Origin of the sequence: Campylobacter concisus (assembly GCF_015230035.1) — a bacterium.
In the GTDB taxonomy this organism is placed as follows: Bacteria; Campylobacterota; Campylobacteria; order Campylobacterales; family Campylobacteraceae; genus Campylobacter_A; species Campylobacter_A concisus_BK.
This window is the reverse complement of the sequence record NZ_JAAKZD010000004.1, coordinates 98,265-121,442: the sequence shown is the minus strand read 5'-3', so window position 1 is coordinate 121,442 and position 23,178 is coordinate 98,265. Positions and strand designations below refer to the sequence as shown.

The following is a 23,178-nucleotide window of genomic DNA, read 5'->3' as shown; positions in this document are numbered from 1 at the left end:
TTTGGGTTATAGCTTGATGCCATTTTCTCTTAAAGCTTCAGCAAATGCTGCAATAACACCATGGTATAAATAACCATTTCTATCAAAAATCGCAACATCTATCTTCTTAGCTTTTAAAGCCTTAGCAAATTCTTTAGCTAAAGTGACCGCACCTTCTTTGTTTGCTTTTATGCCTATTTTTCTACCATCAACCGCAGCTAGTGTAGTAGCTGTAACGTCGTCAATCGCTTGAACATAAAGAGTCCTGTTTGATTTGAAAATAGAAACTCTTGGGCAAGTTGCAACACCAGAAATTTTACCTCTGATTCTTCTTTTTCTCTTAATTCTAAGAGCGATTTTTCTTTTTAGTACTTTTGCTGTCATTTACCGCCCCTTACTTCTTAGATGTCTTGCCCGCTTTGCGGATGATACGTTCTTCTAGATATTTAACACCTTTGCCTTTATATGGCTCAGGTGGTCTAAATCCTCTAACTTGAGCAGCCACTTGACCTACTACTTGTTTATCGTCACCTTTGATAGTAATAACGTTTTTATCAACGCTAGCTTCAACGCCTGCTGGTAACTCATAGTTGATAAGGTGTGAAAAACCAAGAGAAAGCTCTAAAATTTTACCTTTTGCAGCTGCTTTGTAGCCAACGCCGTTGATCTCAAGCTGGCGAGTAAAGCCATGAGTGATACCAGTTACGATGTTGTTAGCAAGTGCTCTATATGTTCCCCAGTAAGCTCTGCTTTGGCGATCTTCGCCCTTTGGAGCAAAAACTATATGACCATTTTCTATCTTGACATCAACGTGACCTTTTGTGTCAAGCTCTTTTAAGTGATTGCCCTTTTTAAATTTTAGGACATTATTTTCAACGCTAACGTCTACACCACTTGGGATAGCGATAGGCTGTTTTCCAATACGTGACATTTTTTTCCTTTACTTGTCTAGGGTGTTCCTACATTTACGAATAAACACCACAATGCCGTAAATTTGATCGTCAAATTTGACGAAACCTGACTAAATTTAGCCTGGGCAAAATATAAAATTTCACCTAGCTAAAGTTAAATTTCTAAATTTAAAACAACGCCAAAACGCTGCTTTACTATTACCAAACGGTGCAAAGAACCTCGCCACCAACACCAGCTTTACTTGCTTCAATACCGCTCATAACGCCTTTGCTTGTGCTAACGATAACTGTTCCGTAACCATTTTTAAAACGCTTAATGTCGTCTTTGCCTTGATAAACACGGCGACCAGGTTTTGAAACCCTTTTAAGCTCGTTTATAACGCTTCTGCCGTACTCATCATACTTTAAAACTACGTTTATAAATTTCTTGTTACCTTCTTCAATAACGTTGTAGCTCTCGATATAGCCTTTTGCTGCAAGGATAGAAAGAGTAGCCTCAACAACCTTAGAATGAAGCAATTTAGCAGTCTCAAGTCTTCTCATACTTGCATTTCTAATGCGTGTTAATCCATCTGATATTAAATCGTTCAACATTTCTATTCCTTACCAACTTGCTTTTTTAAGACCAGGTATTAGGCCTTCGTTAGCCATTTTTCTTAGGCAAACACGGCAAATTCCAAAATCTTTATAAACAGAGTGCGGACGACCGCAAATTTGGCATCTAGTATAGCCGCGAACCGCAAATTTTGGCTTGCGTGCAGCTTTTGCTATCATTGATTTCTTTGCCATTTTACTTTCCTTTTGCAAACGGCACACCAAATAGCTCTAGCAATTTGAATGCCTCTTTATCATTTTTAGCCGTAGTAGCAATCGTAATATTCATACCATGAGTTCGTAAAATTTTATCATACTCAACCTCTGGAAACATTAGCTGCTCGCTAAGACCAAAGTTATAGTTTCCACGTCCATCAAAGCCATTTTTTGGAAGACCACGGAAGTCTTTAACTCTTGGAAGAGCAACGCTTATTAGCTTATCTAAGAAAGCATACATTTGCTCTTTTCTCAAAGTTACTTTGATACCAACAGGAAAACCCTCGCGAACTTTAAAGCCAGCAACTGATTTTTTAGCATCAGTAATAACCGCTTTTTGTCCAGCGATAAGTGAAATAGTATCAGCCATATTTTGAAGCACTTTCTGATCTTTCGCAGAGTCTCCAGCGCCTACACTGATCACGATTTTCTCGAGCGCAGGGATAAGCATTGGATTTTTGATGTCAAATTCTTTTACGAGAGCTGGCTTGATAGTTTCGTTAAATTTATCTTTTAATCTACTCATATCTCTTATCCTTCAACTTTCGCGACGTTTGATATATCAATTGGCATCTCTTTATTTACGTGACCACCATTTGGAGTTTTTTCGCTTGGTTTGATAGCTTTTTTAGCTACTTTGCATCCCTCAACTATAACCTGACCTTTTTTTGCAAGAACTGCTAAAATTTTACCAGTTTTGCCTTTATCGTCACCAGCGATGATCTTTACAGTATCGCCTTTTTTGACTTTAAATTTTACATTAGCCATTATAAAACCTCCGGAGCTAGCGAAACAATCTTCATAAAGTTAGCATATCTAACTTCACGTCCAACTGGTCCAAAAATACGAGTGCCGACTGGCTCTTTTTTGCTATCAAGTATAACAGCTGCGTTCTCGTCGAAGCGGATTAGCGAACCATTATCTCTTTGAACCTCTCTTTTAGTTCTTACAACAACAGCTTTTACAACCTGTCCTTTTTTGATCTTACCATTTGGAAGAGCTTTTTTAACAGAGCAAACTATGATATCGCCAAGTGTAGCGTATCTTCTTTTGCTGCCGCCAAGAACTTTTATACACATTAACTCTTTTGCGCCGCTGTTATCAGCAACTGCAAGTCTTGTAAAACTTTGAATCATTACTCAACTCCCTTTGCCAATACAGCTTTTAAGCGAAAATTCTTGCGAGCTGAAAGTGGTCTGCACTCAACTGCAACAACTGTATCGCCTGCTCTTGTCTCATTTTTCTCATCATGAACTAAATACTTCTTAAAGCGTTTTACAAATTTATGGTATCTTGGGTGCATAACGCGTCTTTCTACCAAAATAGTAGCTGTTTTATCTCCAGCTTTTTGTAAAACAACACCTTGAATTTCTCTTTTTAATGCCATTTTACGCCCCTTGTCTTGTTGCACTAATTGCAGTGTTGATCTGAGCTATCTCTTTGCGAACAGCACTAATCTCATTAGGGTTGCTTAACTGCATAGTTTTTAGCTTTTGTTTAAGTGTAAATAAAAGCACCTTTTTCTCTTTTAGCAACGCGTTTAATTCTGCAACGCTCTTATCTTTTAACTCAGTATATTTCATTTTCACTCTCTCGCGTTACAAATTTTGATTTGAAAGGAAGTTTGTGTAGAGCCAAAGTTAAAGCTTCACGAGCTAGCTCTTCGCTAACACCAGCCATTTCAAATATTATACGACCAGGTTTAATGTTCATAACCCACTCTTCAACTCCTGCCTTACCTTTACCCATACGAGTTTGTAGAGGTTTTTTAGTAAGTGGCTTATCAGGGAAAACCCTAATCCAAATTTTAGCCTGTCTCTTTACGTGACGAGTTAGAGCTTGACGAGCAGCTTCTATTTGGCGTGAATTTACTCTACCAGCCTCAACAGCTTTAAGTGCAAATTCGCCAGTTGCTAAAGATGCTCCGCGAGTCGCATAACCACGGTTGCGACCTTTCATTTGCTTACGAAATTTCGTTCTTTTAGGCATCAACATAATTATTTACCTCTTCTTGCTCTACGTGTTTTCTTAGGTGCCTCTTCTTCAGTTTTTTCAGGTTGAACACCTTTTTGAAGAACCTCACCTTTAAAAATCCATACTTTAATACCTATGTTTCCATAAGTTGTATGAGCCTCAGCTACACCGTAATCTATCTTTGCTCTAAGAGTATGAAGCGGAACGCGACCTTCTAGATACCACTCGGTTCTTGCCATCTCAGCACCACCTAAACGACCAGCAACTGAAATTTTGATACCTTTAGCGCCTGATTTTTGAGCACCTTGGATAACTTTTTTCATAGCACGTCTAAATGCGACACGCTTTTCAAGTTGCATAGCTACGTTTTCAGCAGCAAGTTGAGCTGAAGCTTGAGCTTTTCTTTCTTCTTTGATATTTACATTTACTTCTTTGCCGATAAGTTTGCTAACTTCGTTCTTTAGGTTTTCAACATCTTGGCCTTTTTTGCCGATGATGATACCAGGACGAGCTGCAACTACGGTTACACGAAGTTTTTTAGCCGTTCTTTCGATTAAAATTTGGCTAATTCCTGCATAGTAAAGCTTTTTCTTTAAAAATGCACGAATTTTGTAATCTTCACCGATATTTTCAGGAAGACTTTGTTTGGTTGGAAACCATCTAGATTCCCAGTTGCGGTTAATTCCTAGTCTAAGACCTATTGGATTTACTTTTTGTCCCATATTATGCTTCCTTCTTTTCAGGTTTAGATACTTCTACCATTACATGAGAAGTAGGTTTGCGAATTTTGCTCGCTGTTCCTCTTGCTCTTGGTCTAAATCTCTTTAATACAGGACCAGCGTCAACGCGGCAACTAGTTACTACAACTTCTTCTGGCTCAAATCTGCCATTTGCTACTGCTGAGCTAATAGCGTTTGCTATAAATTTAGCACCACGATTTGGCATAAATTGCAAGCTTGCAAGTGCTAGCTCGGCATTCATACCTTGAACTTCTCTTGCTATAAGTCTTGCTTTTGTAGGAGAAAGTCTTACGAATTTTATAATTGCTTTACTCATATTATCTCCCCTTACTTGCCGATTTTCTTTTGCACTGAGCCTTTGTGACCCTTAAATGTGCGTGTTGGAGCAAATTCGCCAAGTTTATAGCCTATATGATTTTCTGTAACATATACAGGAATAAAGCTCTTGCCATTATGAACGTTAAATGTTAGTCCAATCATTTCAGGTACAATCGTGCTACGTCTTGACCAAGTCTTGATTGGTTTGTTATCGTTTGCATTTTTTGCGGCAATAACTTTTTTCATTACATGATCATCTACGAAAGGACCTTTTTTGAGTGATCTTGCCATCTCTATTTTCCTTTCCTTCTTGAAATTATAAGCTTATCGCTAGCTTTTTTACGGCGAGTCTTAGCACCTTTAGTTGGTTTACCCCATGGAGTAACTGGGTGACGGCCTGAATTTTTCTTACCTTCACCACCGCCGTGTGGGTGATCAACTGGGTTCATAGCAGAACCACGTGTTTGTGGGCGGATACCGCGGTAGCGATTACGTCCAGCTTTACCTATAGTGATGTTAGCCCAGTCTTCGTTGCCTACTACACCGATACTTGCCATACACTCAGCTAGCACTTGTCTCATCTCGCCACTTGGCATCCTTAAGATAACATACTTCTCTTCTTTACCCATTAGCTGAGCATAACCACCAGCTGAACGAGCTATCTGAGCGCCTTTACCAGGTTTTAGCTCTACGTTATGAACGATAGTACCAACTGGTATAAATCTTAATTTCATAGCGTTGCCTGGTTTAATATCTAGTGAGCCCTCATCGATAGATGCGATAACGTCGCCAACATTTAGGCCATTTGGTCTAATGATATAGCGTTTTTCGCCATCTTTGTAAGCTATAAGAGCGATACGGCAGTTTCTGTTTGGATCGTACTCGATCGCTTCAACTTTACCTTCTATACCAAATTTACGACGTTTGAAGTCGATGATACGATAAAGTTTTTTTGCACCTGCTTCTTTATGTCTTGAAGTTATACGACCATTGTTGTTTCTACCACCAGTTGCAGGTAGTTTAACAAGCAAGCTTCTAACGCTTGGTTTAGCTGTTATATCTTCAGAGCTTAGTCCAGTCATATATCTACGACTAGGTGTATATGGTTTATATGATTTTATAGCCATCTTACGCCTCCGTATTTTCTAGGCTTACGCCTTCAGGTAACTTAACGTAGAATTTCTTTATCTCGTCACGTTGGCCTGCTCTTCCTCTAAAACGCTTAACCTTACCGCTAATTCTAAGTGAATTTACGCGAACAGGCGTTACTCCAAAATACTCTTGTAAAACCGCTTTTAAGCTGTTTTTTGTAACTCTTGGTGAAGTTTGGATAACAACAACGCCTTGTTCTTGAAGGCCTAGAGTTTTTTCTGTATAAATAATTGTTTTGATATCAGTTATATCCGCCATTTTAGCCCTCTTTTGTTATAGTTTTTAGTGCAGCTTTTTCAATGATAACCGAACTAAATGTAGAGACAAGATAAGCATTTACCTCATTTGCATCTACTACATAGCAGTTTGCTAAATTTCTAAAAGCAAGTAGTGTTTTATCGTCTAGTAAATCTTTAACGATAAGTGCGTCTTTTACTTTTAAATTTTTGATGATATTAGCTGCATCTTTTGTCTTTCCAGACTCGATTGAGATGCTATCTACTGCGAAAATTTTACCATCTTGTGCTTTTGCTGCCAAAGCGTACTCAAGAGCTAGTCTTTTTTGTTTTTTATTGACTTTTTGAAAATAGTTTTTCTCGTTTGTTGGACCAAATGCAACTGCACCGCCTACCCAAACGTTAGTTCTAGTTGAACCCGCTCTTGCACCACCACGTCCTTTTTGTCTCCATGGTTTTTTACCACCACCGCTTACAAAAGCACGGCTTTTAGTATGAGCCGAATTTGCTCTTATGCCAGCAAGGTAAGATTTTACATAAAGATATAGGTTGTGCGGATTTACTTCAGCGTAGCTTGCAGGAAGCTCTAACTCGCCTGAATTTTCAAATTTATCGTTTAATACGTGAATTTTACTCATTTTACAATCCTTATTTTACCCATTGCACCATTGTGACCAGGAACGCAACCTTTTACAACTACGATGCCATTTTGAGCGTCAAAGCTTATTAGCTCGTTTTTAACAGTAACTTTCTCATTGCCCATGTGTCCTGCCATTTTCATACCTGGTTGAACACGACCTGGCCATTCGCAGTTACCAATTGAACCGTGGCGTCTGTGGAAACGTGAGCCGTGGCTTTTTGGACCACCACCGAAACCATGTCTTTTTACCACACCTTGGTAGCCTCTACCTTTTGAGTTAAAGCTAACTTTTAAAATTTTAGCCTCATTTAATGGTGTAAAGTCTAGGTTTCCAACTTCGCTATTAGCTACTTCAAGCGTAGCAAATTTGTTAAATTCTGCTGTCAGATTGTATTTTTTTTGCTGACCAGCGATAGCTTTGTTGTTTGCTTTAGTGTGGGCATACGCTACGATAGCACGTTTGTTTTCGTCGATCTCACATACTTTAGCCTCAACTAGCTTAAGTAGTGTAACTGGCGTACTCTTCGTGGCAATCGTTCTACTCATGCCTATTTTTTCTACAATATATTCCATACTCTTATCCTTTTGTCCGCTTATTTCATCGCACGAACTTCGACATTAACTTCTGGAGCTAGGTCGAGTTTTGTTAGGCTATCTACAGTTTCTGGAGTAGCAGCTACGATGTCAAGCATACGAGCGTGTATTCTCATCTCAAACTGCTCACGTGAGTCTTTGTTGATGTGTGGAGATTTTAAGACTGTATAGCGTTTGATCTTTGTAGGCATTGGTACCGGGCCACGAACGTCGGCACCTGTTCGTTTGACAGCTTCTACGATTGCTGCAACAGTGCGGTCTAGAACTCTATGGTCGTAAGCTTTTAGCTTTAACCTGATTCTTTCCATGTGTTTTCCTTTAAAAAGAACTTGTCGCAAACTCGCGACCTCTTTACATCAAAATAACTCGCATAGGATCAAGCGATCGTACGAGCAAGACATAGGTCTTTCGTAAAGAGATAGGGATTTTACAAAAAAGCTATTATAGTTGTCAAGAAAAACGCTATTTTTTGTTGAATTTTGAGTAATTATTTCCTTTTGATAAGGAAAGTATATTGCAAATGGAGAATTTATTTTTCAAAAATTTTATAAATTTCTAGTCTAAATTTTTATTTTTTATTTCTAAATTTTGTTTATTTTTTAAAATTTAACACAATATTTTCCTTTTTAAAAGGAAGTGGCTATAATTTCAAAAAGCCAAAAAGTTCAAATTTGAAAAGTTTAGAAACGCTCTATCAAGCACCTATTAAAAATGCTAAATTTATCCCTAGAAAATATGAGATCATCTCGCCAAAGACACTTATCATTGGTGCCGTATCAAGTGGCAAAACAGCCCTTGTTTATGAGTTTTTGAGTCATTACAAGAGCGAGGAGAGGCTTTATATAAATTTAGACGATCTAAGGATAGATAGAGCCTTGCTTTTAGCAAATTTAAAAGAGTTTTTAGAAAAAAATGCCCAGATAAAGGTGCTCGCAGTTGAAAATTTACAAGGCGCTGATCTTATAAATTTAAGCTTTTTAAAAGATGCTACACTTGAAAATATCATCCTCACAAGCAAGGAATTTTCACTCTCGCTTGATGGCTTTGTGCGCATAAATTTAAACTATCTCGACTACGAAGAATTTATACTATTTTTTAAGAAAAATTTAGACCAAGACCTGCTTTTTAGCTACTTTTTGGCCCATGGCAACGAGATAGCAAGCGCCTTTTTGGACTCCAGCGAGGTTACGGCCCACTTGCAGCAGCTCTTAAGAGCAAATTTAAACGAGCAAAGCATCGCCATCTTAAAAGAGTGCGCAACAAAGTGTCACGACACCATAAGCGCCTTTGGGATTTATAAAAACCTAAAAGAGCAGATGAAAATTTCAAAAGATAGCGTTTATAGCGCGATAAATTTGCTAAATGAGAGCGGATACGTGGAGTTTGTGCCAAATTTAGATGAGAGTAGCACGAGTAAGAAAATTTACTTTACAAATTTCGCACTTCGCAACGCTTTGTGCCTAAAAAAGGACTTTTTGGCTGTCTTTGCAAATGTCGTTTTTTGCGAGCTGCTTAAATTTAAAGATGAAATTTACTACACAAAAGAGATCGATTTTTTCCTTACAAAAAGGAAGCTTGCGATCATTTGCGTGCCATTTTCTGCGCCTGAGATCGTCTTTTTGAAATTTAAAAAACTCCACGCGAGCCTAAAAGAGCTGGGCGTTAGCAAACTTCAAATCATCAGCGTCGCAAACCAAGCCGAGCAAAGCATCGAGGGGATAAAGTGCGAGATCTTGCCATTTTCTAGGTGGAGCCTAGGTTTATAAATTTAAACTCTTTGTTTGTTTATCATTTTAAAAGTCTAGAGATAAAATAGTTATAATCAAAAAAACGAAGGACAGACATGAGAGCATTTTTTGGGATCTTATTCATCGCTGCAAGCCTTTTTGGCTATGAGATAAACCACGAAAACTGGGCTAAATTTTATAAATTTAGTGGCGATGCAAATGGTGTGAAATTTGAAGTTTATATGAACTATTTTAAAGATGAATTTGAAAATTTCAAACAAAGTAAGAGCTTTAAGGTCCCGCCTAAGATAAGCGGCCACATCTTTTTTGACGGCGCAAAATACGACTACGAGAAGGGCTCTTTTGAGCAAAATGGCAGTGAAATTTCTTCATTAAATGCAGTCTCAGATAAGATAAATTTAGACGTTAAAAACGAAAACGGCGAGCTAAAAGGCAAGATAATCGTCAAAAACAAAGCCTACAACGCCACCATAAAAGAAGAAAAAGAGTATGAGATCCTAAATATCGGCATCCAAATGACCGAAGCAAACGGCACAAGATATGAGGCGATCACTAACGATATCTTCGCTAAAGACTCCGCTAAAAAAAACAAAAACAAGCTTCTTGCAGAGTTTTACGACCTAAAAAGCGAACGCAAAAAATGGCTAAACAACCAGTATGAAAGCCTAAAAGAGATCTACTACATCAACGACAAGATCAAGAGCGTTTGCACCTATAAAAATGAAAAAACAAACTGCGAGGTGATCTCGCTTGCGGCAAACAAAAAGCTAAAGCTAAAGCAAATCTTTAAAGATATAAACGACAGCCACCTAAAAGCGATCCTTGCAAATGCTGGTGTGAGCGATAACTTCGTGCTTTCGCCACTTGGGCTTACATTTTTAAACGAAGAGCAGATCAGCGTGCCACTTGAGGAGCTAAGACCTTACTTTAGCGATGAAGTCGGGCTGTAATGGCTAAAATTTGCGGTATCGACGAGGCTGGACGTGGGGCGCTGGCTGGACCTCTAAGCGTGGCTGCTTGCGTGCTAAATAGCGAAATTTCTGGTCTAAACGACTCCAAAAAACTAACCGCAAAAAGGCGCGAAGAGCTCTTTAAAGAGATCACAAAAAGCTCAAATTTCCTCATCGCCTACTTTTCAAACGCCCAGATAGACGAGCTTGGGCTAAGTGAGTGCCTAAGGCGCGCGCTCAAACTTTTCAAGGCGCATTTTGAGGGCTTTGAGATCATTTACGATGGAAATTTAGACTATGGCGTTGGCATCACGACGATGATAAAGGCCGACGGCAAGATCGCTGGGGTAAGCGCTGCTAGTATATTAGCAAAAGTAAGCCGTGACCGCTTGATGAGCGGCTGGGATAAATTTTACCCAGCTTACGGCTTTGCAGGACACAAGGGATATGGCACAAAGTCGCACCTGGACGCCATAGCTAAATTTGGCTACTCAGACTTTCACCGCAAAAGCTTTGTCATAAAGCCAAAACTCACGCAAGGCTCGCTATTTTAGCAACGCATCCTCCATATAAAAAAGCACGCTTGCGTCGTAAAATTTATAAACTCCGTTTTCTTGTACGATTTCCATAGAGCGCAAAACAAAGGCGCGCTTGCCAACTTCAAAGATCAAAAGCTTCCCTTTTAGCCGCTCAAATACCTCAGCGCCAAAGTCGCCATCTGGCTTTAAATTTACACTTGCAAGCGCCTTTTCTAGGTGCTTTTGCATATCTATGCTAACGCTTTCATTATCTAGCTGCATAACGAGCTCGTCACCATTTGTGCTGCTTGCGACGGGCATTTTGATGGTTGCATCTTTCACGTTTATAGCGGTGCCACTAAAGTCTATGCTAAATATCTGCCAATTTTTCTGTTCAGCCGCCTCAAGACCCGCTATAAATTTTTTATTTTCTAACGCAAATTTATCGCCATTTTCTATTAAAAAGTCAAATTTATCTTGCAAAAAGTAGAGCTTCTCTTTGCCTATCTTGCTCAAGTCGCCGCTTAGCGAGCCACTGCTATCAAGTAAATTTAGTGCTCTTAGCTCTCTTAGTAAAAGCTCTTTTTGGGAATTTAGCACAAGCTGCTTCGTATCAAGGACAAAATGGGTGAAAAATATGCCAAATATCATGAAAAACGCTAGAAATTTATAAGAGAAATTTCTAAGAAATATCATCACAAAATAGCTCAAATTTGCAAATATCACGCAGGCTATGAGATAGATCCTAGCCTCGCTTAGACCGTACTCGCCGACCCTGTGCATGACGCCCCACCAAAGCATTATGCTAGGCAAGATGATAAAAAGTGGCAAGAGCTTAAAAATTTGATCATAAATTTGGCTTTTGATAAGTAAATTTAGCCCCCTTAAAACAAAGCCGGCGATCAAGCAGGCAAGCACGATATAAGCCACTCCGCCACGTGGCAGCTCAAGCAAAACAAGCCTATAAATGCAGTATAAATTTAAAAGCACCACATAGATGATGAGCACGGGATTTAGGATGAAATTTATAGCGATCTTGATGAAATTTAAGAGCCTATACTCGCTAAATTTGCTCTCAAAAAAGATAAATAGACAAGGCAGACCAAAAGAGGCTAGTGTCAGATAGAGCCTTTGCGCCCTGTGACTGGTTAGAAGCTCTAAATCAAAAAGGTAGTTAAGCCCTGCACAAACAGCCACAATGCCAAGAAAAAATAGGTGAAAAAGGGCAAATGAGATGAGTAAATTTAAAAGTCTTGCTAGGCTCCCTCTTATAAATTTCTCATTATCTTTGGCAAAATTTAAAGAGAATAAAAGCACAAAAGCCATGAGATAAAGTGCCACAAGATCGCTGGCGTGACCGCTTAGCTTAAGGCCAAAAAAATAAAGGCTAGCTCCAAATATCAAAAAATATAAAGGTAGTAAAATTTGCCTTTTATTTAGGTAGATAGCGACCAAAAGTAGCGGCTCAAGCAGCCAAAAACCTCTATACTCATCTACTATCTGGCTGGGGCTAAGAAAAATAGTAGCTAGGCTAAATGCCAAAATGGTAAGAAACAAAATTTTTTTATCAGCAAATGCGGTTTTTAGTTCAGTGGCGATCTGCAAGGTCGTCCTTTAAAGAGTGAAATTTAGCCACTTTGCATGGCTAAAAAGTGGGGGTTTAGAAATTTGCAAGGGGCGCAAATTTCTAAGTAAATTTAGATTTTTAAAAGCTCGGCTTCTTTCTCTTTTACGAGAGTGTCGATCTTTGCGGTATAGGCGTCGGTTATCTTTTGAACCTCATCTTGACCTTTTTTGCTCTCGTCTTCTGTTATAGCTTTGTCTTTTTCAAGCTTTTTGACCTCGTCGTTTGCGTCTTTTCTTACGTTTCTGATGCTAACTTTGGCTTTTTCGCCCATAGCTTTTGCGTGTTTTGCATTTTCTTGGCGTTGCTCGACGGTCATCGGTGGGAAAAATAGCTTAACGCTCTCGCCATCGCTGTTTGGATTGACGCCGATATTTGCAGCTTGGATGGCTGATGAGATCGCTTTTATCATGCTCTTTTCCCAAGGCGTGATAGCGATAGTCGAAGCGTCGCTTGTAAGCACGGTGGCTACTTGATTAAGCGGAGTTGGCGAGCCATAATAATCAACCATGACGTTATCTAGGATGTTGATATTTACCTTGCCAGTTCTTAGCGTTGTAAAATCGCGTTTTAAAGAAGCGATCGCCTTTTCGCAACCCTCTTTTTGGGTATCATAAATTTTATTTAGCATTGGTGTCCTTTATTAGAAGTTTTGTGCTTCTGTGATGATCTACTTTTAGCGACATTAACACTTTGCGTTTATCAAGCGGTGGGTTAAATTTACACTCAAAAACGCCATTTGTCATAGGTACTTTTCTAAAGCCGTCAAAGCCAGTCATAAAAAAACTGCCCTCACTTGCGTTTGTGTCGGTCTTGATGATGAGTTTATCGATCGCATTGTTTTGCGGATAGCCCTCTGGAAATATCCACTGGGCATTTAAAAATTTGCTATTAAAAGTTAGCGCTATCTTTGTGCCATTCATCACTGGCGTTCTGTAAAGATCATAAACGTCACTTTTATCTGAAACTGCGCCTGAGTTTTGATTTAAAAGTGCTAAAAAGCCAAATTCTTTTGCCAAAGAGACGACCCTACTATCGATCTCACCGTAAGGCACTGCAAAGTATTTTGGCTTATAACCCATGTGTTTTTCAAAGGTCTCAACGCCCTTTTGAAAGTCCTCTCTTAAGGCCTCATCGCTAAGTTTAGTCATCCTTGGATGAGCGTATGAGTGATAGCCGATCTCGCCGTAAGCTTCTAGCTCTTTGATCTGATCAAAGTCTAAATAATCGCCATATTTGTTCGCGCTTGCCTCTACATAGACCATCAAAGCAAATGGGTAGTTATACTCTTTAAATACGCTAAGAGCGTTATTGTAAAAGCTTTTGTATCCATCATCAACGGTGATAACGATCCAGTTATCAGGGATCGGCTCGCCAGCATTTACCGCATCGACAAGCCTTGATAGCTTGACAACTTCATAGCCATTGTTTTTGAAGTATTCAAACTGAGCTCTTAAATTTTGAATAGAAATATCCGTGCTAGCGTGCCTTGGATCGTCAAAGCGGTGATAAACTAGGATGTGAGCGTCTGCCAAAGCAAACGTTAGCGTCAAAAGTGACGCTAAAAACGTTTTTATCATTGTTATTTTGCTGGATTTTGTGGTGCGCTAGGAGCTGCTGGCACGTCGTTTGATTTTGGTATGACTAGAGATTTGCTATCGACGCTATCAACGATAGAGCGTTTTAGATCTTTATTGTAAAAATATCCAAGCGCAAGTGTGTTTAGGATAAACAAAATACCTACCACAAAGGTAAATTTAGCTAAAAATCCAGCTGGTCCTTTTGCTCCAAAAAGGCTCTCGTTGCTTCCACTGTATGCTCCAAGACCGATAGATGAGCTCTTTTGGAGTAAAACTGCGATCGTGATAACGACAGCTAGAACAAATTGTAAGATTAAAAATATTAAACTCACGAAATTTCCTTTAAATTTTTTAAATAGTTTGCGATTATACAAGAAAAGATTTAAATTTTTAGTTAAAGTTCTTTTTCAAGCTCATAAAGCTCGTATCTTATGCTTTTAAAAAGCTCGGCTCGCTCTAAATTTATAAGCTTAAAGCACTCTTCAAGCACGCGAGCGCTCTCCTGGGCACGCTTGAAATTTGCAGTGATGATCTCATCTAAATTTGATCTTTCTTGCTCGCTTTTTGTGCTGGTTTTTAAAACGTCGTTTTGTGAATTTCTAAATTTTAAAAATTCTTTTTGTGGGATCTTTGCCTTGTGGCGGAGGGACTTTATCTTATAGGCGAGCTTAGCGTCATCAAAGACATATCTTTTTATATCTTCAACGACGCGAAGCCCTTCTTTTAGCCTATTTAGATTCGCATCTATCACTCGGTAGATGCGCTCGTCATTAGTCATTTCTATTAAAAATGCCTAAAATTTGTAGTAATGATGTAAATAAATTTACAAAATCAAGATACAAAGCAACTGCACCTTCAACCGGCGTCTCGTAGTTGCCACGGATGATATTTTGTGTATCAAAAAGTATGTAAGCGCTAAATAAGATCGATGAAATACTTGCGATTACAAGTTGAAACATCGTGCTTTTAACGAAAATGTTGATGATCGCTGCTACAACGATAACTATCAAAGTTATAAATAGCATCTTGCCCATCGTTGTAAAGTCGCGTTTTGTATTCATCGCAAAGACGCTTAATGCACCAAATGCAACTGTTGTCAAACCAAATGCTTGAGCTACGATACTAGCGCCACTTGGCATAGCAAGGATCGCTGAAAGTAGCGGAGTTAGCGTAAGACCGCTTACAAATGTAAATGCAAAAAGAAGTATTAAATTTAATCCCTCTTTGCGTTTAGCTGCCATTAGACCAAAAAGTAACACAAACTCTAGTATCACAAGTCCCCAAAACAAAAATCTATTTGCCGCAAAAACGCCAGCAATGCTAATGCCTACATAAGCGCCAGCAGTAGCTGAAAGTAATGATGCTGCAAAAAGTTGATAAGTTTGTTTTATAAAAGTGCTTAGTGAGCTTTGAGAATACGCAAGCTCTTCTTGATTTTGCTTAGCGTAGTTTCTATCATACAAACTCATTTTTTCTCCTTATGAATTTTTGTGGTGAGTTTAGCCTAAAATAATTAAACAATAAATAAAAAGAAGTTTAATAAAAAATATTAGTTTAAAGTCCGTTTTAGAGGGCATTTTTTTGATTAAATAAAAGTTGCTATAATCGCGATAAAAATATAAAAAATGGAGATAAATTTTATGGATGATTCAATACTTGAAGGTGCAGTAAAATTTATGGAAGATGGCTTTTTAGAGCACGAAGAGCTATTTAAAAGCTTGCAAAGCAAACAAGATCCGCATACGCTTTTCATATCATGCGTGGATTCAAGGGTCGTGCCAAATTTGATAACAAACTGCCTGCCAGGCGAGCTTTTTATGGTGCGTAATATCGCAAACATCGTGCCGCCATATAGAGTGAGCGAAGAGTTTTTGGCGACCACTTCAGCGATCGAATATGCGCTTGAAGTTTTAAACATCAAAAACATCATCATCTGCGGACACTCTGACTGTGGCGGATGCGCGGCACTTTATGTGGACGAAAAGAAGCTAAAAAATACTCCAAACGTTAGAAACTGGATCAGGCTAATAGAGCCAATCAAGCGAGAAGTGCTTAAATTTACCAGCGACGATCCAGCCAAAATGGCATGGCTAACTGAGAGGCTAAACGTGATAAACTCGATCGAAAACATAATGACCTATCCAAATGTAAAAGAGGAGTATGAAAGCGGCAAGCTTCAAATTTATGGCTGGCACTACATCATAGAAACTGGCGAAATTTTTAGCTACGATTTAAAAGAGGGCACATTTAAGCTTCTAGCGGATAAAAGAGGCGAAAATGCGTAAATTTCTAGCCATTATCCTGCTTTGCTTTACCTTTGCTTTTGCGGCCGAGAGCAACAAAACTCAAGAAGAAGACATAATAAGCATAACAAATCAAATCCAAACCATAAACAGCCAGATAAAAATTTTAAAAGCACAGCAAAAAGATACGAATAACTCAAAGGCTGACAACTCAAATTTAGCCAGCCTTCACAAAAAAAAGAGCGATCTTTTAGAAAAGATACCAAACTACGTCATGCAGATCGAGGTAACACAAAGCGATATAAATAAATTCAATCTGCAAAAAGAGGCGCTAGAAAAAAAGGTCGCAAGACTTGAGAAGCAGTCAAACAAAGACGCCTACATCCAAAGCGCTATCGAGCTTGAGAAGATGAAGGTTGATTACGCTTACTACTCAGCACTTATTAGCCTAGAAGAGGTCTTTAAAAAGGGCGCTAAGGCAAATTCTATAAGAGATGTGATAGATAATGGACTTTTAAATTTACAGACAAATTCTTATGTAAGCATAAAAGATCTAAAAGACTCGCTAAATGACACTTCAGGCTCTTATGACAGCGCCTTTTTTGACCTTGAGCTAAAAAAAGAGAGTGAAGAAGAAATTTTAACCTATCTTAAAAATAACGCCGATCTTCTAAGCTCAAGCATGCTCTTGTCTGAGCTAAATTTAGTCGATGCAGTCGAATACATAAACAAAGTAACTGACATAAATTCAAGTAAATTTAACATCGGCAAGATCGTTGTTATCGTTGCGATATTTTTATTTTTCGTCTCGCTAACTAGAATTCTAGCCAAACTAACCTACTGGCTAATGTCACTCATCGCTTCAGGCGAAGGGGTAAAAGAGGCTAAAAATCAGATCGTTGATATCGTGAAAAAGCCGATCTCAGCACTTCTTATCATCTATGCGCTAAATATCTGTATCGGCGTTGGATTTTACCCAGTGCCAGTGCCTCTAACGGTAGCAAATATCTTTTCTATCATATATATAGTCGCATTTTCATGGCTTGTCCTAACCATACTAAATGGCTACGGTATCGCTATAATCGACAAGATCGCGCAAAAAAGCAAGCGTAAAGAGGTGATAAACCTAGCACTGAAAGTCATCTACGTGATCGTGCTAATTATCACACTTTTACTGATCCTTCAAAAGCTTGGATTTGATATCTCAGCGCTCATCGCCTCACTTGGTATCGGTGGTCTTGCCGTTGCCTTCGCTGCTAAAGACATCATCGCAAACTTCTTTGCCTCTGTTATGATGCTCTTTGATAACTCATTTTCACAAGGCGACTGGATAGTTTGTGGCGACATCGAGGGCACAGTCGTTGAGATAGGATTTAGAAAAACGACTGTTAGAAGCTTTGATAATGCCCTTATCTTCGTGCCAAACTCAAAGCTAGCAAGCGATCCTGTTAGAAACTGGAGCAGAAGAAAGGTCGGCAGACGCATAAGAATGGTTATTGGCATCGAGTATGGACCAACTACAGAAGAGATCAAAAAATGTGTAAATGACATCAAAAATATGCTGATAAATCACCCTGATATCGCTAAAAGCGAAGATATCGCGGCTAATAAAAGGGGCCTAAAATATAGACAAAACATAGTCTCAGTTGATGACTATGCTGGATATAAGTCAAATTTATTTGTCGTGGTTGATGACTTTGCTGATAGCTCGATAAATATCCTAGTTTATTGCTTTGCAAAAACTATCGTTTGGGGAGATTTTCTAGACGTAAAACAAGATGTAATGCTAAAAATTATGGATATTTTAAAGCAAAATGGTCTAAATTTTGCATTCCCAAGCCAAAGCTTGTATATCGAAAATATCAAAGATAAAATTTAAGGAGAGAAAAATGAGTGATGATTTTGACTACGAAGAGGTAGAAGAAGACTACTCTGAATTTAACGACGAGGATGAGGATAGTAGCGATAGCTATGACTATAACTACGACGAAAATGACTACAACTATGAAGATAGTGATGAGGATGAGGATAGTTACGACTCGTATTAAAATGATCTAAATTAAATTTAACGGATGAAATTAACGGAGAGAATGCTTGGTACAGGAATTTATAGAGCAAGATAGCTATAAGGCTATCGATGACATTTACAAAACGATATTAAACGTAGCGATAGCAAGTAACTTGCTTGCTATTTTAGTATTTGGTTTTTTTAGCGAAAGCCTATTAAATGTTTTAATCTGTCTCTTGTTTTTTTGCATAAATATACCACTAAGGCTAAAATTTGACGTAAAAAAGAGGTATCTAATATCAGCTCTTTTTCATATGAATACAACTGCTGTTGTTATTGCTGGCGTTATTAATATGGGCTGGAACTGTAACATTTGGATAATACTAATTGGAGATATTTTTATAAGCTACTTTTTAGCTTTTAATAAAAGGATAGTTACCTATTTAGTTAGCATCTTTGAGCTTCTAGTGCTTTTATGGCTCTATTTTTCATACAAAGATTCTTCGATGGTAGTTTCTGAACAAGTTCAACGCTTTATCACCTGTTGCAGTATTGCATTTACTTTTTTTCTTGTTTTTAGGCTATCTGGGTTTGCTGATGCGATCACATCTAATGGCTATAAACAGATCAGCGAAGAGAAAGATGAGATAGAGAGGGTTGCCAAATATGACTTTTTAACTGGTCTTTTTAATAGACGCTCAATAGAAAATACACTAAAAAATAAGCTTATAGAGCTTCGAGACAATAGTAGTGATACAAATTTAGTCGTTATGCTAGGAGATATAGATAACTTTAAAAAGATAAACGATACCTACGGACACGACTGGGGCGATAAGGTCTTAAAAGAGATAGCGCTGTCTTTAAAAGATACATTTAGAGAAAATGACGTCATTTGTAGGTGGGGTGGAGAGGAATTTCTAATTATCTTGCCTGATGTTAAAACTGAAGACGTAAAAAAAGTAGAAACTAGACTTGGCACAAGGATATCACAAGTAAAGCTACCAGATAAAAGTGCGGTGACTATGACTTTTGGCTTAGTTCTTTGCGCAAGTGGTATAAATATAGATATGGATACGGTGATAAATATAGCCGATAAAAAGCTATATGAGGGTAAGAAAAATGGCAAAGATCGTATAGAATATGCCATATTAAAAAAAGGACATTTAGACTATGGCAATGCCTAAACTTTCGCTTTATATATCACTAAAGATCATTATTTTTTCGGTTTTTTTAATACACCTTTTTTATATAATTGGATTTTGTATCATGGGCGAAGAAATTTTGGCCATGGCAAACATCCTTTCTGTTAGCATATATCTTTTTGCACTAAAGATACTCTTCGATAGCGAAGACAATAGCAAGATCGTGATGCTTATCTTGCAAGTAGAAATTTTACTTCATGCCTCACTTTGCGTCTTTATCCTAGGTCTAGGCTGGGGCTTTGAAATTTTATTTCTAACATCGACAATTAGCCTCTTTTTCTTATCGGTTAGCTTTAAAATTTTAAGCAGACTTATCTCTTTTCTAGATGTTGCGGCTTTTTTATTTTTCTATCTAGTGATAGATCTACCAGCAAAGGACGATCCTTTGTATAAAGAGATATTTTTTGTATTTAACCTAACTGCATCTTGTGTGTTTGCTGTCTTAACATCATTTTTGCTAGAGAGCTCAAATTTATTTATATTCTTAGGCATCTTAGAAGAGAAAGAATCAGCCAAAGCTGTCTTTAACCACGACCCACTAACTGGGCTTTTAAATCGCGCCTCAATGCAACAAATTTTTAGACAAAAGAATTTATTTGACGGCAATGACTTTGCTATCGTGATGTGCGACATCGACAACTTTAAAAAGATAAATGATACCTACGGACACGGCGCAGGCGATGAAGTGCTAAAGAGCCTTTCTAAAATTTTCAAAAATGCATTTAGAAATGAAGACAGGGTCGCTCGCTTTGGCGGCGAGGAGTTTTTGGCTGTTATCTTTGATGTTAAAAAGGCAAAAGCAGTTAGCATCTTAGAGCGTATCAGAGAGACGCTTAATCAAAATGTCGTTGAATTTGAAAACCATAGGATAATAGCTACTATGACCTTTGGTGTCGTGGCACATAGTGGTAACACTGAGGTAAATATCGAGCGTATGATCAAGCAAGCTGACGAGCTACTTTATGTCGGTAAGCGAAATGGTAAAAATATCGTTATGAGTGCGGATTACGATCCAAAAGGATAAATTTAGAGGCCTAAGCCTCTAAATTTTAATGTCCATACATTATGTTTGGTAGCCAAAGTGAAATTTGCGGTATATAAGTAACCAAGATAAGGCCAAAGAACAAGGTTAGCGTCCATGGCAAGCACGCCACGATGACCTCTTTTAAGTTCATATTTGTAAGACCGCTTGCGACAAATAAATTTAGTCCAACAGGCGGAGTGACCATACCTATCTCCATATTTACAACCAAGATGATACCAAAGTGTATAGGATCGACGCCTAGTTGCGTAGCTATCGGAAGCAAGAGCGGCACCATGATCATGATAACGCTTGAAGGCTCCATAAACTGACCCATGATAAAGAGCAAGATATTTACAAATATCAAAAATCCTATCATGCCGATATTTGCGTCAAGTATCATCGATGCGATCGCTTGTGGGATCTGCTCACTAGTTAGCAAATATGCAAAAACAACGGCGTTTGCGATGATGAAAAATATCATAGCTGTTGTAAGGGCTGAGTCTAGGCAGATGTCCCAAAGATCTCTTATCTTTATATCTCTATAGATAAAAAGTGAGATAAATAGCGCATAGACCGCACTTGCCGCAGCTGCTTCAGTCGGAGTGAATATGCCTCCATAAATTCCGCCAATAACCACAACGACGATTAGTAAAGCCCAAAATGCTTTTGCAAATTTCTGCACTCTTGCTTTAAATGGCTCAGCCTTAGTTGCTTTAAATCCAAGCTTTTTTGCGCCAACGTAGGTTTGCACAAGCATCATACCACCAAGCATAAGACCAGGCACGACGCCTGCCATAAAGAGCTTACCGATACTAACCTCTGCCGTTACGCCATAAACTATCATAACAACTGAAGGCGGGATCAAAATTCCAAGCGAGCCAGCCGTGGTTATGCCGCCCACTGCGTACTCTTTTGGATAGCCAGCCTCTTTTATCGCTGCAAACATTATTGAGCCAATAGCCACAACCGTCGCAGGCGAGCTTCCAGAAACTGCTGCAAAGATGATGCAGGCAAATATCGCACTCATAGGCAAGCCACCTGGCAAGTGTCCGACCATAGACTTTGCAAAGTCGATGATACGCCTTGCTGAGCCGCCTTTGCTTAGTAAATTTCCAGCCAAGATAAACATCGGGATCGCCATTAGCGAAAATTTATTGATACCATCAAAAATTAGCTGCGGGATCGTAGCGATGTCGATATCCGTAAAAAATATCATCGTTAAAACGGTGCTTGTACCTAGCGAAACCGCGACTGGCACGCCTATTAGCATCAGTGCAAAAAGTAGGATAAATAAAAATGCTATTGTCATCTTTTTCTCCTTAGTCTTTGACTACGCTACCGTGAGCTAGCTCGTGCGCTTCGTTGCTTACGACCTTTGCTGCTGGAGTTAGCGCTACTTTGATAGCCTTTTCAGCCGAGCGGTAGCTAGCTGTGACGAAGGCTATTGGAAGCACTAGCATAGGGACCCATTGAGGTATGCCAAGGTCTATTATCATCTGCTCGATCTCGTGCAAAATTTTAAGATAATCAACCGAATAAACCGCGATAAATATCAAAAAGACAGTTGTCAAGATGTGCGAAAAGAGCAGACATGCCTTCGCGAGCGCTGGTGGAAATTTCTCCACCAAGATAGTTACGCTCACGTGGATGCCCTTGTTAAAGCCATACGCTGCTGCAAAAAACGCCGACCAAATGAATAAGTAGTTTGATAGCTCGCTCGCCCATGACCAGCTTTTGTCAAAAAAGTATCTAGCCACGACGTTGGCAAAGGCTAGTAGCGTTCCACTAGCTAGCCCTAAAACGGCGATAGTTTTATTAAGCGAGACTATCAATATATCAAGAGCGTTAATGAAATTCTTCATTATTTTGTCTCGATTGTCTTTTCTATAAGCTCTTTGCCGATGACATCGTAAAATTTAGGATAGATAGCCTGCATAACTTTTTGCCATTCAGCTTTTTGTGCGTCGTCGATCTTGAAAATTTCTAGCTTTTTAGTCTCTGCTATATATTTTTCAAGCTCGGCTATGACGTGAGCGTCCTCTTTAGCTGTCTCTTCTCTCTCGTAAGCTGTTGCTTCGCTTAGAGCTTGTTTTACATTTGCTTTTAGATCATCTGGTAGTTTGTTCCAAAATTTATCGCTCATAACAACTAGATAGCCTAGATATCCGTGGTGAGAAAGTGTAAGAGAGCTTTGAACCTCGTGAAATTTAGAGTTATAGAAATTTGAAAGTGGGTTTTCAGTAGCATCAACTACGCCTTGTTGAAGTGCAGAATAAACCTCTGAAAATGGTAGAACTTGTGGGTTGCCACCGATCGCTTTGATCTGCTCTTCAAGCACTTTTGAGCTTTGGATTCTAAATTTTTGTCCTTTTGCATCTTCTGGAGTGAGGATAGGCTTTTTGCTTGAGCTAAAGTGCTTAAATCCAGCGTCCCAGTAATCAAGCGCTACAAAGCCCTTCTTAGTCACAAGACCTTTTAGCTCCTCGCCAACTGCACCGTCTTGGACCTTATGAAGGTGGTCTGCATCTTTAAAGATGAAAGGCAGGTCAAATAGCTGAAACTGCGGCACGATAGGTGTAAATTTAGAAAAGCTTGGAGCTGCCATTTGGACGTTGCCAAGCTTTAGCGCGCCAAAAACTCTATCATCATCTAGTAGCTGAGCTGATGGGAAGACTTGAACTTTTATCTTGCCGCCACTTAGCTCCTCAGCACGCTTTGCAAAAAAGTCAGCCGCCTTGCCCTTTGGCGTAGAAGCTGCGACAACGTGAGCAAATTTGATCGTATAGACCTTATCAGCACCAAATGCTAAGCCACTGATGGCACATGTAAAAAGTAAAGCTTGTAAGAATTTCATCTTTCATCCTTTGTAATAGTTTTGATAGGTGCATTATAAATTTCAAAAATAAAAATTTAGAAATTTTGTTTCA

35 protein-coding genes are annotated in these 23,178 nt (G+C 38.8%); 8 read left to right on the top strand and 27 right to left on the bottom strand.

Going from position 1 to position 23,178, the window contains the following annotated elements; translation table 11 throughout:
* Window positions 1–6: 6 nt before the first annotated feature.
* From rplR to rpsJ, 18 genes are all read right to left on the bottom strand, one after another.
* Window positions 7–363, bottom strand: coding sequence for a 50S ribosomal protein L18 (gene rplR, locus G6W41_RS03840; protein ID WP_002941658.1), 357 nt, complete (start codon window positions 361–363; stop codon window positions 7–9).
* Window positions 364–373: 10 nt separating this feature from the next.
* Complete coding sequence (gene rplF, locus G6W41_RS03835; RefSeq protein WP_002941606.1) at window positions 374–910, bottom strand: 50S ribosomal protein L6; 537 nt, start codon at window positions 908–910, stop codon at window positions 374–376.
* Between the two features lie 178 nt (window positions 911–1,088).
* On the bottom strand, window positions 1,089–1,484 hold the full coding sequence (gene rpsH / locus G6W41_RS03830) for a 30S ribosomal protein S8 (protein ID WP_035169968.1): 396 nt from the start codon (window positions 1,482–1,484) through the stop codon (window positions 1,089–1,091).
* A 9-nt stretch (window positions 1,485–1,493) separates the two neighbouring features.
* The gene (locus tag G6W41_RS03825; RefSeq protein WP_002941532.1) at window positions 1,494–1,679 is read right to left on the bottom strand and encodes a type Z 30S ribosomal protein S14; all 186 of its coding nucleotides are present in this window, start codon (window positions 1,677–1,679) and stop codon (window positions 1,494–1,496) included.
* 1 nt (window position 1,680) lies between these two features.
* The gene (gene rplE / locus G6W41_RS03820) at window positions 1,681–2,226 is read right to left on the bottom strand and encodes a 50S ribosomal protein L5 (RefSeq protein ID WP_002941643.1); all 546 of its coding nucleotides are present in this window, start codon (window positions 2,224–2,226) and stop codon (window positions 1,681–1,683) included.
* Between the two features lie 5 nt (window positions 2,227–2,231).
* Entirely contained in the window at window positions 2,232–2,468 is a 237-nt protein-coding gene (gene rplX / locus G6W41_RS03815; RefSeq protein WP_009295260.1) for a 50S ribosomal protein L24, read from the bottom strand.
* Complete coding sequence (gene rplN, locus G6W41_RS03810; RefSeq protein ID WP_002941516.1) at window positions 2,468–2,836, bottom strand: 50S ribosomal protein L14; 369 nt, start codon at window positions 2,834–2,836, stop codon at window positions 2,468–2,470. The genes rplX and rplN overlap by 1 nt, the downstream gene beginning before the upstream one ends.
* On the bottom strand, window positions 2,836–3,087 hold the full coding sequence (gene rpsQ, locus G6W41_RS03805) for a 30S ribosomal protein S17 (protein ID WP_002941511.1): 252 nt from the start codon (window positions 3,085–3,087) through the stop codon (window positions 2,836–2,838). The genes rplN and rpsQ overlap by 1 nt, the downstream gene beginning before the upstream one ends.
* 1 nt (window position 3,088) lies before the next feature.
* Entirely contained in the window at window positions 3,089–3,283 is a 195-nt protein-coding gene (gene rpmC / locus G6W41_RS03800) for a 50S ribosomal protein L29 (RefSeq protein ID WP_087586687.1), read from the bottom strand.
* Window positions 3,270–3,695, bottom strand: a complete 426-nt coding sequence (rplP, locus tag G6W41_RS03795; protein ID WP_194170673.1) for a 50S ribosomal protein L16 — start codon at window positions 3,693–3,695, stop codon at window positions 3,270–3,272. The genes rpmC and rplP overlap by 14 nt, the downstream gene beginning before the upstream one ends.
* A gap of 2 nt (window positions 3,696–3,697) precedes the next feature.
* Complete coding sequence (rpsC, locus tag G6W41_RS03790) at window positions 3,698–4,396, bottom strand: 30S ribosomal protein S3 (protein ID WP_002941650.1); 699 nt, start codon at window positions 4,394–4,396, stop codon at window positions 3,698–3,700.
* A 1-nt stretch (window position 4,397) separates the two neighbouring features.
* Window positions 4,398–4,730 carry a 50S ribosomal protein L22 gene (rplV, locus tag G6W41_RS03785; protein ID WP_194170672.1) on the bottom strand — a complete coding sequence of 111 codons (333 nt, stop codon included), beginning with the start codon at window positions 4,728–4,730 and terminating at the stop codon, window positions 4,398–4,400.
* Window positions 4,731–4,741: 11 nt separating this feature from the next.
* Window positions 4,742–5,023, bottom strand: a complete 282-nt coding sequence (gene rpsS / locus G6W41_RS03780; RefSeq protein ID WP_002941639.1) for a 30S ribosomal protein S19 — start codon at window positions 5,021–5,023, stop codon at window positions 4,742–4,744.
* 2 nt (window positions 5,024–5,025) lie between these two features.
* Window positions 5,026–5,859 (bottom strand): 50S ribosomal protein L2, encoded by an 834-nt coding sequence (rplB, locus tag G6W41_RS03775; RefSeq protein ID WP_002941522.1) that lies wholly within the window; start codon window positions 5,857–5,859, stop codon window positions 5,026–5,028.
* A 1-nt stretch (window position 5,860) separates the two neighbouring features.
* Window positions 5,861–6,142 (bottom strand): 50S ribosomal protein L23, encoded by a 282-nt coding sequence (locus G6W41_RS03770; RefSeq protein ID WP_002941535.1) that lies wholly within the window; start codon window positions 6,140–6,142, stop codon window positions 5,861–5,863.
* Window position 6,143: 1 nt separating this feature from the next.
* The gene (gene rplD / locus G6W41_RS03765; protein ID WP_002941609.1) at window positions 6,144–6,758 is read right to left on the bottom strand and encodes a 50S ribosomal protein L4; all 615 of its coding nucleotides are present in this window, start codon (window positions 6,756–6,758) and stop codon (window positions 6,144–6,146) included.
* Window positions 6,755–7,333: a 50S ribosomal protein L3 gene (rplC, locus tag G6W41_RS03760; protein WP_002941563.1), complete on the bottom strand. Its 579-nt coding sequence runs from the start codon at window positions 7,331–7,333 to the stop codon at window positions 6,755–6,757. The genes rplD and rplC overlap by 4 nt, the downstream gene beginning before the upstream one ends.
* A gap of 20 nt (window positions 7,334–7,353) precedes the next feature.
* A complete protein-coding gene (rpsJ, locus tag G6W41_RS03755; RefSeq protein WP_009295257.1) occupies window positions 7,354–7,662 on the bottom strand; it encodes a 30S ribosomal protein S10 in 309 nt (102 codons plus the stop codon).
* Between the two features lie 363 nt (window positions 7,663–8,025).
* Here rpsJ and G6W41_RS03750 point away from each other — a divergent pair, with 363 nt between their 5' ends.
* The 3 genes from G6W41_RS03750 to G6W41_RS03740 all read left to right on the top strand — a co-directional run bounded on the left by G6W41_RS03750 (window position 8,026) and on the right by G6W41_RS03740 (window position 10,606).
* The gene (locus tag G6W41_RS03750; RefSeq protein WP_194170671.1) at window positions 8,026–9,120 is read left to right on the top strand and encodes an ATP-binding protein; all 1,095 of its coding nucleotides are present in this window, start codon (window positions 8,026–8,028) and stop codon (window positions 9,118–9,120) included.
* Window positions 9,121–9,197: 77 nt separating this feature from the next.
* On the top strand, window positions 9,198–10,052 hold the full coding sequence (locus G6W41_RS03745) for a hypothetical protein (RefSeq protein ID WP_194170670.1): 855 nt from the start codon (window positions 9,198–9,200) through the stop codon (window positions 10,050–10,052).
* Window positions 10,052–10,606, top strand: a complete 555-nt coding sequence (locus tag G6W41_RS03740) for a ribonuclease HII (protein WP_194170669.1) — start codon at window positions 10,052–10,054, stop codon at window positions 10,604–10,606. The genes G6W41_RS03745 and G6W41_RS03740 overlap by 1 nt, the downstream gene beginning before the upstream one ends.
* On the opposite strand, the gene G6W41_RS03735 is transcribed toward G6W41_RS03740, so the two are convergent.
* The 6 genes from G6W41_RS03735 to G6W41_RS03710 all read right to left on the bottom strand — a co-directional run bounded on the left by G6W41_RS03735 (window position 10,598) and on the right by G6W41_RS03710 (window position 15,243).
* On the bottom strand, window positions 10,598–12,175 hold the full coding sequence (locus G6W41_RS03735) for a DUF4153 domain-containing protein (protein ID WP_194170668.1): 1,578 nt from the start codon (window positions 12,173–12,175) through the stop codon (window positions 10,598–10,600). The two genes, G6W41_RS03740 and G6W41_RS03735, sit on opposite strands and share 9 nt — an antisense overlap.
* A gap of 92 nt (window positions 12,176–12,267) precedes the next feature.
* Window positions 12,268–12,825 carry a ribosome recycling factor gene (gene frr, locus G6W41_RS03730; RefSeq protein ID WP_087581160.1) on the bottom strand — a complete coding sequence of 186 codons (558 nt, stop codon included), beginning with the start codon at window positions 12,823–12,825 and terminating at the stop codon, window positions 12,268–12,270.
* The gene (locus G6W41_RS03725; RefSeq protein WP_194170667.1) at window positions 12,815–13,774 is read right to left on the bottom strand and encodes a polysaccharide deacetylase family protein; all 960 of its coding nucleotides are present in this window, start codon (window positions 13,772–13,774) and stop codon (window positions 12,815–12,817) included. The genes frr and G6W41_RS03725 overlap by 11 nt, the downstream gene beginning before the upstream one ends.
* Window positions 13,775–13,776: 2 nt before the next feature.
* The gene (gene secG, locus G6W41_RS03720) at window positions 13,777–14,106 is read right to left on the bottom strand and encodes a preprotein translocase subunit SecG (protein WP_194170666.1); all 330 of its coding nucleotides are present in this window, start codon (window positions 14,104–14,106) and stop codon (window positions 13,777–13,779) included.
* Between the two features lie 62 nt (window positions 14,107–14,168).
* Window positions 14,169–14,552 carry a hypothetical protein gene (locus tag G6W41_RS03715; RefSeq protein ID WP_002941503.1) on the bottom strand — a complete coding sequence of 128 codons (384 nt, stop codon included), beginning with the start codon at window positions 14,550–14,552 and terminating at the stop codon, window positions 14,169–14,171.
* On the bottom strand, window positions 14,545–15,243 hold the full coding sequence (locus G6W41_RS03710) for a Bax inhibitor-1/YccA family protein (RefSeq protein WP_002941542.1): 699 nt from the start codon (window positions 15,241–15,243) through the stop codon (window positions 14,545–14,547). The genes G6W41_RS03715 and G6W41_RS03710 overlap by 8 nt, the downstream gene beginning before the upstream one ends.
* A 171-nt stretch (window positions 15,244–15,414) precedes the next feature.
* Here G6W41_RS03710 and G6W41_RS03705 point away from each other — a divergent pair, with 171 nt between their 5' ends.
* The 5 genes from G6W41_RS03705 to G6W41_RS03685 all read left to right on the top strand — a co-directional run bounded on the left by G6W41_RS03705 (window position 15,415) and on the right by G6W41_RS03685 (window position 20,251).
* Window positions 15,415–16,059, top strand: a complete 645-nt coding sequence (locus tag G6W41_RS03705) for a carbonic anhydrase (RefSeq protein WP_194170665.1) — start codon at window positions 15,415–15,417, stop codon at window positions 16,057–16,059.
* Window positions 16,052–17,896 (top strand): mechanosensitive ion channel family protein, encoded by a 1,845-nt coding sequence (locus tag G6W41_RS03700; RefSeq protein WP_194170664.1) that lies wholly within the window; start codon window positions 16,052–16,054, stop codon window positions 17,894–17,896. The genes G6W41_RS03705 and G6W41_RS03700 overlap by 8 nt, the downstream gene beginning before the upstream one ends.
* 10 nt (window positions 17,897–17,906) lie before the next feature.
* Window positions 17,907–18,065 (top strand): hypothetical protein, encoded by a 159-nt coding sequence (locus G6W41_RS03695; protein ID WP_002941615.1) that lies wholly within the window; start codon window positions 17,907–17,909, stop codon window positions 18,063–18,065.
* A 46-nt stretch (window positions 18,066–18,111) separates the two neighbouring features.
* Complete coding sequence (locus G6W41_RS03690; protein ID WP_194170663.1) at window positions 18,112–19,209, top strand: GGDEF domain-containing protein; 1,098 nt, start codon at window positions 18,112–18,114, stop codon at window positions 19,207–19,209.
* Window positions 19,210–19,291: 82 nt separating this feature from the next.
* Window positions 19,292–20,251: a GGDEF domain-containing protein gene (locus G6W41_RS03685; RefSeq protein ID WP_346010876.1), complete on the top strand. Its 960-nt coding sequence runs from the start codon at window positions 19,292–19,294 to the stop codon at window positions 20,249–20,251.
* Between the two features lie 25 nt (window positions 20,252–20,276).
* Here G6W41_RS03685 and G6W41_RS03680 read toward each other — a convergent pair whose 3' ends face one another.
* Genes G6W41_RS03680 through G6W41_RS03670 form a run of 3 tightly spaced genes read right to left on the bottom strand, consistent with a single transcriptional unit; the run spans window position 20,277 to window position 23,105 of the window.
* A complete protein-coding gene (locus G6W41_RS03680; RefSeq protein WP_194170661.1) occupies window positions 20,277–21,560 on the bottom strand; it encodes a TRAP transporter large permease in 1,284 nt (427 codons plus the stop codon).
* Between the two features lie 10 nt (window positions 21,561–21,570).
* Window positions 21,571–22,113, bottom strand: a complete 543-nt coding sequence (locus G6W41_RS03675) for a TRAP transporter small permease (protein WP_021084026.1) — start codon at window positions 22,111–22,113, stop codon at window positions 21,571–21,573.
* On the bottom strand, window positions 22,113–23,105 hold the full coding sequence (locus G6W41_RS03670) for a DctP family TRAP transporter solute-binding subunit (protein ID WP_148786747.1): 993 nt from the start codon (window positions 23,103–23,105) through the stop codon (window positions 22,113–22,115). Before G6W41_RS03670 ends, G6W41_RS03675 begins: the two co-directional genes overlap by 1 nt.
* Window positions 23,106–23,178 lie beyond the last annotated feature (73 nt).